A 13,701-nucleotide genomic window follows, 5' to 3' on the forward strand; every position below is an offset into this window, starting at 1 on the left:
AACCGCTGGACAGCTAGAGTGAAGGGGGCTGTTCAGCGGTTTTTTGTATTCATATTTCTGAAAATTCCGTTACAGTAATTCATCGTCTATTCAAGATAATACCTGCAAACTTTTTCTACAAATGAATGTATCTCTTTTTTATATACGCATTTTTTTCTAACTTCATTTTCTACTTGCTCTATATCTAATTCTCCAAAAATATCTAAAGGTTTATTTCGAAGCATACGTATAGTTTCACTTAGTAAAGAGGTAAACTTTGCTAGAGTAATTCTTTGAGGTAAAGTTTTTTGTAGTTCGATTATTTGTTCTGGTGAAAGTTCCAAATCAGTAGATTCACTATTCCTTAATTGATTTTCCACATTCTTAAAGACAGGTTTTTGTAACTTACAGTAAAACGTTTGACTCTCTTCATTTCTTAATACAAAGACTTCTATATTTTTCTGCGACCTGAGAGGGTATTTATCTACAACTGTTAGACTGTCAAAAGGCCCTAGCTTTACAGACTTTTTCTTTCTATCATTTCCATGTAGTTCTTTTATCAAATTTTTTGATTCAGAAAAATTCCACATATCTCTTCTTTCGGGAATCGTTGCTTCCGGTATCGTTTTAGCCAACTGAGTGATATACTCAGCGTCTTGAACACTCCACCATTCTGATTTGATCCATCGTGTACCATGGATTGCTCCTAATAAACCACCTGTTGCTGCCGCATTTGTATCCGTATCACTACCTTCAAAAAAAGCGATTTCTAACAATCCATTCTGTGGATCTACAGAGAATTTAGATACGATATAGATTGCTGCCAAACAAGTAACAACTCCCGAACCCTTAACTTTCGGATTATTGCAATCTAATTTTGATAATGTCTCAGATGTTTGATCAAATAATCCATTTGCTAACGCTTCTTTTATTAATGATAATCCATCAAATAACTCTTCTCCCGTCTGTTCCCACAGTTTTTGATAATTTATACCTATAGAAAATGAAGCATTCAACCATTCATTGATATTATTAGGTACAGGAAACTTAGACCATTCTTCTTTTTTATTAATGAGATAGTCAACTAATTCCCCATATTTCATTTGTTTGTTGTTGGTAATCAAATACTCCGCAGCTTTTCCATACACTAACGCACTCAAAATAGCTCTAGGATGTCCATGGGTAGATATTCCATTCAAAAATATTTTTTGATTCATTTCTTCACTACTTATATTTTTCTCATAAGCATGCGAAATGATCCTCATGACTACACCATTTCCACCCGCTTCAAAATAGGATTGGATGGCACTCTTATTCTGCTTCCACGGTGGTTTGCCATTCGACCATGAACGAGCAGCGCGCTTCGTAGCTCCTCCTCCTCCACGTTCATAAAGCAACCACGAAGGTAATTCGCTTCTTCCAAAATAAGATAGAAAATTACGATAGTTTAACGCCCTCGCAGTCGCTAGCGTCAGTTGGGTATCATCACTGTAACTTCCTTTTTGTATGATTTCTTCTGTATAGGTGTGACCATAACCCGAACGTCTTACCCATTTTTGGAAATCTGTACTCCTAGCCAATTTATTTTTTGTTTGACTTCTTTCTTGTGGCCATCCAATAGCATCACCGATCGCAACCCCTAATAAAGATCCCAGATATTTATCTTCTATTGAGTTCATCCTCTCACTCCTATTCCATATAAAGACTTTCTTCAGGAATATCACCGGCTCTTAATTTATTCGCCAAATTTTTGTCATACATATCTGCACAGGTAAAAATTTTAATTGTGGATAGATCACATTGAGCAATTTCAAGACGATTCAATTCTTTCTTCGCTTGTACTTGGTCTCTAAATACAATTCCTTTAATATTTGTCTTTGAGATCGAATGTCTTATTAGCACCTCCGCTTGATTATCAGTAGGTGAGCAGATCAACATATTCTTTGTTCTGTTCAATTCCATCTTCCCTACTGATCTAGACTTATACAGACTCTTGAAACTCGATAGACCACTCTTTATAAGTTTCCCACTATCTGTAGCAGCATTGCATGGACAAAAAAGGGTTTGATCATTAATAATGCTAGGAGAAATCAACAAAATAGAGAATTCTTTAAATAAATCAAGTCTATTCCTCTGCTCTAACTCATATAAATAATAGACATTAGGATATTCAATTGAACAACAAATATAATCTTCTTTACCATCAACTCTATTTAGATCATTTTTTTCCAGATCTTCTTTGATAAAGTTGTTCGCAAGAATCTTACCATCCCTATCCAATATCTTGGGCAAATTTTTGGACTTAGTGAAATGGCACAAACGAGTAATTTTTCTCTCACTAATATATGATTCATACTCATTCATAACCGTTCCTCAAATCATATAAACTTGTATCCTCTGGTAATAATTCAGTTAATTTATCCACATACGTGATTATTACTCCAGATTTTGCCCGTGTCACACTTACATAAATCAACTTGACAAATTTTACTAGCGCTTCTTGCTTGCTACCGTATTTAGCTATTTCCTCTTCTGTAGGCATATATCGATCACTCATAAATGGTAAGAAAACTAAATCAAATTCTAATCCTTTAGCAGAATGATAAGTTCCAATGTGCAAGTTGTCAGTATTCTTCCATTTACCCATGTCTTTTTTTAATATCGTATACTCAATTCCTTTTTCAGCAAAAATAGACGCTATTAAATTGACATCTTCTCTCGTTTTAACTAGCACTGCTTTGGTTCTTGATACATCCGAGTTGTCTACTAAACCAATCAAAGATTCTACTTCCTCTTTTTTGTCTCTACATTTTATTACAAGAGGATTTGGGCCAACCACCTCTGGAACAATGGAGTCGATTTTATCATTCTCATCAATTTCAAAAAAGGGTAATTCCGAAATTGCTTTCGCTAACTTTCCGACTCCTGATTTGTTTCGATAGTTTTTTTCCAATTTCCAAATCTTGACATTATTTAGTCCCGCAGAACGCCATGAAATCCTACTTCCATAAATTTGTTGATTCTCATCACCAAAGAAATTGATACTACCATCTTTCGATACTAGCATACTCAAAGACTTTAACATCATAGGCGAAAAGTCTTGACCTTCGTCAACAAGTATATATTTATATCTCTTTTCCGTATCATCTCTTTGAGCTTCTTCAAACACCGCTGTGGCTATACTATCCCAATCATATAAATAACCTCTTTTATTCCTTAGATCTACGTATTGTTGATAGACTTCGTAAAAATAGATTCTGTTTTTCCTTAAAATCCGAGCATCCCGTCTTCCAGTTCGTTCAATTTTAATATACGTCTCTTGCTCCATGATTCCCATTTTCTGTATCCATTCAATTTCATCAATAAAAATATCCAGATGTCGTTCTAACGTATTCTCATCAGGATATTTATTTTTCACTTTATCTAGTGCCTCTGCAATAAGCTTATTTTTTGATTGTAAGATGGCGTTTATCTCCATTTTACCTCTTGAATTCAGATACCCTCGTGCCAACTTATGATAGTTTTCAATCAATAAATTTTTTGGGAAATCTTCTAATATAAACTCCATATATTTAATTAGTGTCCTATTATATGTAAGTAAAAGGACTTTATCATCAGGGTGATTTTTTACCATATTTACCGCCCTTAATAAAGCAATAGTTGTCTTCCCACTTCCTGCCGTACCTAGAACAACAATATTATCTTCATCAGAAAGATATAGTACATCCACTTGTTTTCCTTCAGGTTTTGGTAATCCCATAAAATAACCTCCACTATTTTATTTATCCAGATATCTCCCCCACGAAGAAAAGCGCTTACAAAAATTTGTTGATTTGTCCCAGAACCTCCTTTATCAATTATTTTATATTATCATTATATACACTGAATTGTTAAACCGTAAAGTTATAATCTATTTTTAAAATAACTGTTATTTTAAAATAAAAAGAAAGCATATGTCGAAATATTATCATATGCTTTCGGATTTGTATATTTTAAACATCAATTCGATTTATATACAAAATTTTTCAATAAACTCTTGTGTTAAAATACTATTTCTTTTTAAAATTGATTCCTTAGTCCATTCTTTACTTTGTTTGTCAATACTATCATTAAGATGAAGGTTTAGATTCAGTCCAACCAAATTGCCTTTATCTTCATAATTTAGTTTCTCTTCAAAAGTACTATTTCCAAGACCTGAATTATATGGAGTAAGTGTTAAATTACCTAATAAATGAACAACATCATCTTTTAGGCTATCTCCTTTAGCCATATCATCCGGCGAGATCATTTTTCTCCATTCATTTGTTAAGGATTGTGGGAGAATATGCTCAATTTCCCAAATTCTTTTATTGGAATTCTCGTTAAATTTATCCAAACTATCTGGATTACCCTTATGAAAATACGTTGTTTTCTCACGTTCGAGATTGATCAAAATAAATCTTGTCGTTTTTTTGTTAACGTCATATACTCCTTCAGACAAAGCATTCTCAATTTGTGAGTCACTAGGAGCTAGTTCTTGTACATACTGATGTACAATTTTAACTAGATCCGTTCCTTTTGAATTTTCATTATATATCTTATTTTTTAATTCAAATAAGTGTTGACGTACATTTGAAGCCTTTGGAACTAGTGCTACATTTCGGCGTACGTAAAAATTAATTAATAATCTTATAATTTCATCGATATCATTCTGATCTAATTGATGTAACTCTTTATTTTTTAAAATATACATCAAAAATGGATAAGCAGTTGTCGTATCTAGCTGATTTAATCCTGAGAAAGAATAATCATATTTTTTATAGTCAGAATTTGTGATTTCAATAAAAACTTTAGCATTATCAATTAATTCATCAATGTAAGAAGGATTTTTAAATATATCGGTATAACTTTTTACAAGCTTTCCTTTAGTTATACTAGCTGTTGTCTTCATATTATGAAAAGCATCATAGTTATTTAAGACAAATTGGGTCATTTTAGAGTCATCAAATTCATCATCAACTGTAAATAGACTCCTTAGTTCATTCCATTTATTAACATTTCCATCCTTACTCAAGAAAATGTTTTTTATTAAATCAAGAGGAGTTAATGGTAATCCTTTAGAGTTTAAACTAGCAAAAACTTGGTATGCATCGCTAAGGTCAGCTACAGAAATTTGTAATAGTTCAATATTTATCAGCTTATCATAATATTTTAGAATTTCGTCACCATCTTTAAAATCACTCATTAGTCGCTCTTTTATATAATTATAACGTTTGTAAAAAGAATATTTACCCCATTTTCCCGGCTCTTTATTATTTAAAATAGATTGACTTAAATCCATCCATATATCATTATCTCTATCAAGTAACGTCAACCGACACAAACCCGAGTCCTTTAATAACAGTTGCCGTTTTATGTCATTTTTTGCTTCATATAGTCTATCCGTATAGGCCTGATTACTCCTATCGTCATCTTTTGTAAACTCAATTAATTTTTCATAAATAGCTAACAAGATTAAAGATAATGTTGTTAGCCTTTGTTGACCATCGATAATATTTTTTTCATCATTTTCTACCGTAATTAACAAATTTCCTACATAGTACCCAATATCTTCTTCCTTAATATCGTTAAATAGCGTTTCTATTTGTTCTTCTCTCCACGAATAATTTCGCTGATAAATAGGTATATTGTAGGATATACTAGAGCCTATTTGAAAAATTGCAGCTAATGTTTTTGTTTCTGGTGTGATTTTCATTAAGCGATCTCCTTAATTAATATTATTATCATTTATATTTTACACAAACTTGTTATAATATTGAAATATAAAAACCATAACAATATGATAAACAACCTCTCATATATTGACAAAAATATACTAGATAGCGATACATATAAATAACAATCATGTCAATCGATAAACTATATAAATGTATTATAGTTATATTTTAAATAATGAAATTCATTTTTAAAATCACGAAATTAATTTAATTGCTTATTACAACCAATATTAACTAAACTAAATCTTCTACCTCAATTCATTCTCTAACGGAATCAACTGTTCATCCAACACCTCACGCCATGCGCGTTTCATTTCCTGCGGATACTTGAAAGGTTTTGCGTTTGGATGTTGTTCTTTATACTTATCAAAATTTTTACTGTTGATGATTGCTTTCATATTCGGAATTGGGTCCTCTCCTATGAGGTACTGCATATTTGAGGAATGTAATTCCTGCACTGATACAAACCATTCATTAGAAAATTGATAAATGATTTGATCTATCGCTTGGGTGAAAAATTGCCGTTTAATCACAAAGATGTCTTCGTTGCTATCGATTTCCCCCTCATCGAAGGCATTCAATATTCGTCGATAAACTTCTTTTACACACTCCGTTTTATTCAGCTTTTTCAACGCTTTTTCTATTTCATCACGTACATCTGAACTATTCGCTGAATAAGTTCCTAATAATTGATCAATATACTTAGAATCAATATCATAGAGTTTCACAGAATTTTCTCCGTAAAATTCGATCTTCGAAAAATCTTTATTATCACCAGAAGGAGTTTCTTCAACTAAAGAACCCTTGATTGTCTCGTACACACCAACTTGTTCTTCTAGTATATTGATTTGCTCATTTAAGGTATTCGATTTTTCCATGTCATCATTATAATCGTCGTATGTGACAAGGGCTTCGTATGCTCGAGTCAACTCTTGGAATACTTTGACATATTCCACGCGAGTTTCCAATGGGGTATGTTCATCCATCGATTCAATCGAAGAAAAATCTTTTATCTTACTATAGGCTTGTTTAAATCTTTTTTTTGATTCTTGATAACTTGGGTAAATCAAGCCAGATTCTTCTTTTGATTCTGAATATAGTTTTGTTGCATCAGCGACATTCTTTTCCATTGTCGCCGGCTTGCGGAAAGTAACAATCAATCCTTTGGTTTTTTCGGGATACGTACGGTTCGTTCTTGAAAAAGCTTGGATCAATCCAGCATACTCCAGATTACGATCTACAAATAGGGTTTGGATTGTAGGGGCATCAAAACCTGTTAATAGACGATCCACTACAATCACTAAATCGATTTGTTTCCCAAATTGTTTGAATTCCGCTCTTTTTCTTGCTAAACGGTTATTGATATCTCCATTGTAACGTTCAATATCTGCTAATGACCACGCAGTATTGTAATACTGATTATATTCTTCGATGATTTCTTGCATTGCTTTTTGTTGGATACTAGAATCTTGATTGTTCTCTTCTAAGGAGTAGGTAATAGCGATTCGTGGGAAATCAGTATCTTCCATTGTTCGACCTTCACGGATTGGATGTTTTGGAAATTCTTTTGTTAACCAGTCAGGTTCTTTAGTCATTTCTTTAATTGCTCGATAATATTTTTTAGCCATCTCAATGGAGCTTGTCGTTAAAATTGCAGATTTCGTCGGCCGACCATTTCGAAAATCAAATTTAGTATATGCATTATCTGGACGGAATATCTTATGGATAACTTTTTGAATATGTTCATTGTTTTCAAAAGTAGCTGGCCCTAAATAGCTTTCTTTTTTCACAGGGTCCATTTGATCAATGATGTGATTTAGTTCTTCAGCTGAGTAATCCGCATATTTTTCTACTTGTTTCAGATTATGATAAATTTTATTATCCAGCGATGTCGTTTCAACGGTACTTTCATGTTCTACTTGAAATCCTAATACCGAACCATCTTCTAAGGCATTCTTGATGGTATAGGTGTGTAACACTTCTCCATACTGGTCATGGGTTGTACGTGCCAATTGGCCTTTTGCTTGTTTACGATTCTCAGGGAAAATCGGTGTACCTGTAAATCCAAACCAAGTGGAATTTGGGAACATTTTTTTGATTTCTTCCATATTTTCAGCGCTTAATGCGCGATGACACTCATCTACCACAAAAACAATGTGTTGGCCCATTAATTTTTGGAAGCGATTGGTTCCTTTTTTTTCTTCCTGTTTTTTCGCATATTTCAATGCGGCATCTAATTTTTGACGTGTTGTAATAATCACGACATTGGCATTAGCATCGGCTAAAAGAGTTGCACTTAATTCTTTTGCACTTCCTGTTCCGACAATCAAACTATTCGCTTTGGCATTACCTGAAGAAATTCCCGTATTAAACTCCGAAGCAAATTTCGTAAACTCTGTCGTCGTTTGATTATCTAAATCTTTTCGGTCTACTAACATAATCGTCCGATCAATGCCCGATTTTCGCGCCAGTAGCTTAGTAGACACAAAACTAGTTAACGTCTTTCCTGAACCAGTGGCGTGCCAAACATAACCCGATTGATGTTTGTTCGCCGCAACAAACAAAGCCTGGATAGCATGGATTTGATAAGGATGGAGGACCATCAGTGTTTTGTTGTCTTGATCTTCACTGACAATCGTATAATCCGCAATCAAACGATGAGCATCTGGAATATTTAGTACTTGCTTACAAAACTCATATAAATTCTCTACTTTTTTATTATCTTTTGTTCGCCAGCTAAATAAAAACTTGCGATGCAAGTCTTTTGGTAATGCATTCGCAAAGTAGCGAGTTGTTTGCTCGTTTGAAACAACAAACAACTGTAAAGTCGAAAAGATATTGTTTCTGAACATTCCTTCTTCTGCATACTTTTTGATTTGGTTAAACGCTTGATAAAACCCATCTTTTGCAGTTACTTGTTTCAACTCGATTTGGACAATCGGTAAGCCATTGATCAGTAATGTGACATCAAATCGCCGATCTCGTGCATCGGCACTACTTCCTTGTTTCGCAATCTGATGCACCACTTCATAAGTAGAGATACCTCCACCAATATCTTGATTTGAATAGAGAATCAATGAAACAGAACCTAAATGCGGATCTTCTCGGTCAATCGTAATCCGCGCCATGCCATTCTCACCCTTCAGCCATTTTGCAGCATCAAAAGGTGTTTGCGTTCGTAATAATAATTCCGTTTTGATTGTCTCAAATTCCTTATCAGTCAAGGGAACATCATCTAGTTCTGAACGATTATTAAAAATAATTTTTTCTCGAAGATTTCCCCAAAGATCCGCTTCTGATTTAAATTCAGGACGATACGTCCACTGATTATGCCCTTCCCCGAGGACACGGATCAACTGTTCTTCTACTTCCGCTTCCTCTCGATGGCTAATTTTCATATTTCTTCCCTCCTTAGACAAACATCTTTTGTAAGAATCCTTTTTTCGTTTCTTTTAGTACATCTAATTCGCGTTGGTGAAGGGTGATGGTGTCGTCGAGTTGTTTGAAGAATGCGCCGATTTTTTGTTGTTCTTCAAAATCTATAGGAATAGTCACTCTTTTTCCCAGTAAATCAGATTTTGTAATTCCTTTTATAGAAGTTCCTTGCGTCTTATTTAATTCATTTTGGAGCATTTGATAAAATGAGTAAACTCCAAAATAGGAGTCTATTTTTAAATTTGCTAAAGATAAAAAATCTTGACTGGTAGTAAATTCATATGGCATAAAAGCTAATTTACCAACTCCAACACGTGTAACTATAGCAATTGAATTAGCTGGTACAATTTTAGTTGCAGAATTTTCAACAGCGTTTTCTGTAATATATTTTTTTGGCGCTACATTAAATAATCGATCCATAGATAAGTCACTACTCTGTATCCATGGTATCTCTCCATTCCAATATTCAGAACTATTTGTTTTTGGAGTACCTCCACCATAAATATCAGACGATAGATTTAAGACTTCACATTCCTCCCATTCCTCCTTAAACACAGGAAAGCGTATTTCTGGCACTTTTGCTCCGTTTTTAGGGAACATTTTTTGTAAAAAGCCTTTTTTCGTTTGCTTTAGTAGGTCTAATTCGCGCTGATGAATGTTGATAGCAGTGTCTAATTTTTTAAACAATGAGCCGATTTTTGTTTCTTCTTCAATTGTTGGAAAGAAAATTTTATAGTTTCCAAGTTGCGGAGCTGTCAATTGAGGTATACCTGTTGATTCTACAAGGACCTTATGGTTGTTGATAGAATTCTCTAAAAAATCAACATCATGTTTTGACTTTACTGAAAGCAATCGTACAACTGGCGTAAAATTAACCCTTCTAGCTTGGGCATAGCCAACATCGCCCCGACCAGTTACCGTAACTGCGGGTGCTTTAATACGAAAATCATCGTCATAGTAACCAACAATCCCATCATTCGTAAGCGCATTGGCAAGTACTGGATATTTTCCATTTTCTTTCAGCTTAGTTTTATCAACGTCTCCTCCAGCTAGAATTTTTGTTTCATCCCCCAACTTCCGCTGTTCCCAATCATCCGTAAATCCTGGAAAACGGATTTCTGGTCGTGCATCATTGCTCATGTTTGAACACCTCCAGCGCACCTTGCAACCACGCTTCATTTTCAGGTGTTGTTTGCAGGGAAGAGATAGCTTCTAAAAGTTCTTTTTCTAGCACTTGCTGTTCTTGTCGTATCTTCTTGATGTCATTTCCGACATGAACCATATCAATTGGTTCTTCTTCTTCGAAAGTATCTACATAGCGTGGGATATTTAAGTTATAGTCATTTTCTTTGATTTCATCAAAGGTTGCCAAATGAGCGTATTTCTCGACATCTTTTCTTCCAGCGTAGGTTTCGAGGATTTTTTGAATGTTTTCTTCCGATAATTTATTCTGATTTTTTCCTTTGACAAATTCTCGACTAGCGTCAATGAATAATACATCTCGAGTTTGACGATTCTTCTTCAATACAATCACCGTCGTTGGAATCGATGTCCCAAAGAATAAGTTCGCAGGCATACCGATTACGGCATAGATACTGCCGTCTTCCAATAATTTTTGTCGAATAGTCCCTTCTGCGGCTCCTCGGAATAAAACTCCATGTGGTAAGACGATGGCCATGGTTCCTGTTTCTTTCAAATGGTAAAAGCCATGCAATAAAAATGCAAAATCTGCTTTTGATTTTGGTGCTAATTTCCCATAACGATTAAATCGGGAATCATCTAAAAACGTCGCATCTGCTGACCATTTTGCTGAATAAGGAGGATTCATCACGACTGCATCAAACGTATAAGGTTCATCTGTCGGCCAGTCTTTATTTAACGTATCTCCATTTCGCAGGTTCATGTCCTCTCCATCAACCCCGTGCAGAATCAAGTTCATTTTTGCTAAATTATAAGTCGTTGTATTCATTTCTTGCCCATGATATTTGACATTATCTGGATATTTCAAATATTTACGTACATTTAACATTAAAGAACCTGACCCCATTGTTGGATCAAAAACACTGAATAATTGCCGTTCTTTTTGATCAGTAGTGACAATTTGCGCCATCATATCAGAAACCATTTTTGGCGTGTAAAACTCGCCAGCTTTTTTTCCTGCCTCAGAAGCAAATTGACTGATCAAGAATTCATATGCATCCCCAATGACATCACCTTCATGACCTAAAACATCCACATCATTCAATTTTTTGATGACTTCAGTAATCGTCACATTACGTTGTTGGTCATCTGAACCTAATTTCTTAGACTGTAAATCCACATCATCAAATAACCCATTGAATTGCGCAAATTTTGAAGACAAGTCAGTAAATGCTTTATTCAAATCATTCAATTGAAAAACATTTCGTTTTGCCTGCTCTGCTAAAACATTAAATAAATAGTTTGGTGCAATATCATAACCTAACATATCGATAATCGTCGCAATCAAATCGTCTTTCGAGTCTTCATCTGACAGCAACTCACGATATAGTTTTGTTTGTTGCTCTACTGTTTCGTATTCTTCTAAAGATTCGTCTGCTAACAACACTACTTGTTGTAATAATTTATCAGAAAGGTACTTATAAAAAATCAAGCCTAAAAGATAGTTTTTATATTCTGAAGCGTCCATTTTACTGCGAAGATTATCCGCTGCGCTAAACAGGCGTTGATTTAATTCTGCTCCCATTAATTACACTCTCCTATATACATTTATTCCTTCCAATTGTATCATTAAAAGTACTAAAAATAGAAGAAAGATTATAAATATATCTTATAATTTGCACTATCTATTTATAAATCCAACACAGCAATTTTGATGTCACTATGTACTAAAAATAAATGATTTATGAGTTCTAGAATCTTTTTTTATTCTGCCAGTTCACATTTTAAAACAACTAATACAATTCCCCGTCTATCACTTTAGATAACTATCGTTTTATTTATTACTTTGAAACTTCCCTCTAAGATTTACTTTTTTAGGAAATAACATAAAAAATTCAGATAGGTTGTTTTTCTAACATTAAGAGCCATTCCCATTTTTTCTCAACCTCATGGGGCTTTCTTACTATCACAAGTACCTCTCCGCTACTTTCTATCTTTTCCTTAAATAGGATGTTCAAGTATTTAGAACATTACTTTTTTAAACTTGTAAATTAGTTTCTAACTTTCACTAAACTTTTTTAATTATGTCAATACACACAAAAAAAGGCAGAAGAATCCTTCTGTCCATAAATAAAAAACCAGAAAAACCTATATAGAGGTAGATCTGGTTTACGCCATACTATTTATCTTTACAAATTCAATCATTAAAAAACACCAACCACATTGATTACTATAATATAACTATTACTTCTAGTTGACAGTTATTAAAGTATTTATTTCTTCAAATTTCCATATTTTCAACTATTCCATTTCTCCCCTAATTTTCATCATTTCTTTGTCAAAATCAGAAACGATTTTTTGATGCTTATTGAACTCCTTATACTCATCAATTGCTTTTTTCTTGGCTGTACTACTATTGATTTGTCCATTCCCTTCAAGGATCTGATAACGATTGACGGTTAAAAATTCATCAATACTTTTGGCAAAATCTTCCATGCTAAGTAATATCTCATCTTCTAAGAGACGTTCTACGTAATCAAAGTAAGAAGAAACATTTCGCTCCAAACTACGAATTTGTTTTTCAGTCAAATAGTTTTTTGCGATTGCGACATCCGATTGTAATATCCGTCCATCTGGTGAATGTTTCCAAGTGGTAAGCCTCATATTTTCTTTCGTTTTATCTGCTTTATCATAAACGATTTCTGCGGCTGTTCTTCCTGTAATCGCATAGTGGAATTTGTTTTGTACAGTTGCATAAAATTGCTTTGTTACCTCTGCATTTTTATCATAATCATAAGAAATTTCTGCAAAAACATCAGTGATTTGTTGCCAGATACGGCGCTCACTTGCACGAATTGAACGAACTGTTTCGAGTAGCTCTCGGAAGTAGTCTTTACTAAATGCATGTTCACCTTGTTTCATTCGTTCGACATCAATTTTAAATCCTTTTCGAATATAGTCTTTTAAGACGTCCGTTGCCCAAATACGAAATTTCGTTGCTTTTTGCGAGTTGACTCGATAGCCAATAGAAATAATGACATCAAGATTATAAAATGTGGTCGCCCTTTTTACTGACCGTCCACCCTCATTTTGAACTATTTCCATTTTGGAAATAGTTCGATCCTCTATCAATTCACCAGAATCAAATATATTTTTCAGATGTTTACTAATTGCTGGGATACCAACATCAAAAAGCTTCGAAATCGTTTTTTGAGTTGCCCAAATGGTTTCATCTTGCACCACTACTTCCACTTTCTCACTGTCTTCATACATCAAAAATTGGATTTCATTCAACTTGATTATTCTCCTTTCTTGATTCACCTGTACTTTATAAAAATAGTTGCTAAATTTGTCACGATACTTGATTCAGGTCATATGTAACTCGAACGAA

At 33.9% G+C, this 13,701-nt stretch carries 8 protein-coding genes; all 8 read right to left on the minus strand.

Annotated features, from left to right (window positions below):
* Nucleotides 1–86: 86 nt before the first annotated feature.
* Nucleotides 87–1,658, minus strand: coding sequence for an ADP-ribosylglycohydrolase family protein (locus IGI79_RS10985; protein WP_438845966.1), 1,572 nt, complete (start codon nucleotides 1,656–1,658; stop codon nucleotides 87–89).
* Between the two features lie 10 nt (nucleotides 1,659–1,668).
* Complete coding sequence (locus IGI79_RS10990) at nucleotides 1,669–2,343, minus strand: DarT ssDNA thymidine ADP-ribosyltransferase family protein (RefSeq protein ID WP_438845967.1); 675 nt, start codon at nucleotides 2,341–2,343, stop codon at nucleotides 1,669–1,671.
* Nucleotides 2,336–3,739 (minus strand): UvrD-helicase domain-containing protein, encoded by a 1,404-nt coding sequence (locus IGI79_RS10995; RefSeq protein WP_438845968.1) that lies wholly within the window; start codon nucleotides 3,737–3,739, stop codon nucleotides 2,336–2,338. Before IGI79_RS10995 ends, IGI79_RS10990 begins: the two co-directional genes overlap by 8 nt.
* Before the next feature lie 249 nt (nucleotides 3,740–3,988).
* Nucleotides 3,989–5,713, minus strand: a complete 1,725-nt coding sequence (locus IGI79_RS11000) for a DUF262 domain-containing protein (protein WP_438845969.1) — start codon at nucleotides 5,711–5,713, stop codon at nucleotides 3,989–3,991.
* A gap of 270 nt (nucleotides 5,714–5,983) precedes the next feature.
* Nucleotides 5,984–9,133 carry a type I restriction endonuclease subunit R gene (locus IGI79_RS11005; protein ID WP_438845970.1) on the minus strand — a complete coding sequence of 1,050 codons (3,150 nt, stop codon included), beginning with the start codon at nucleotides 9,131–9,133 and terminating at the stop codon, nucleotides 5,984–5,986.
* Nucleotides 9,134–9,146: 13 nt separating this feature from the next.
* On the minus strand, nucleotides 9,147–10,310 hold the full coding sequence (locus IGI79_RS11010) for a restriction endonuclease subunit S (RefSeq protein ID WP_438845971.1): 1,164 nt from the start codon (nucleotides 10,308–10,310) through the stop codon (nucleotides 9,147–9,149).
* Nucleotides 10,300–11,895, minus strand: coding sequence for a type I restriction-modification system subunit M (locus tag IGI79_RS11015; protein WP_438845972.1), 1,596 nt, complete (start codon nucleotides 11,893–11,895; stop codon nucleotides 10,300–10,302). The genes IGI79_RS11010 and IGI79_RS11015 overlap by 11 nt, the downstream gene beginning before the upstream one ends.
* Before the next feature lie 716 nt (nucleotides 11,896–12,611).
* A complete protein-coding gene (gene rhuM, locus IGI79_RS11020; protein ID WP_438845973.1) occupies nucleotides 12,612–13,604 on the minus strand; it encodes a RhuM family protein in 993 nt (330 codons plus the stop codon).
* Between the last annotated feature and the right edge of the window lie 97 nt (nucleotides 13,605–13,701).

Source organism: Enterococcus sp. AZ084 (assembly GCF_051714905.1).
In the GTDB taxonomy this organism is placed as follows: Bacteria; Bacillota; Bacilli; order Lactobacillales; family Enterococcaceae; genus Enterococcus_B; species Enterococcus_B pernyi.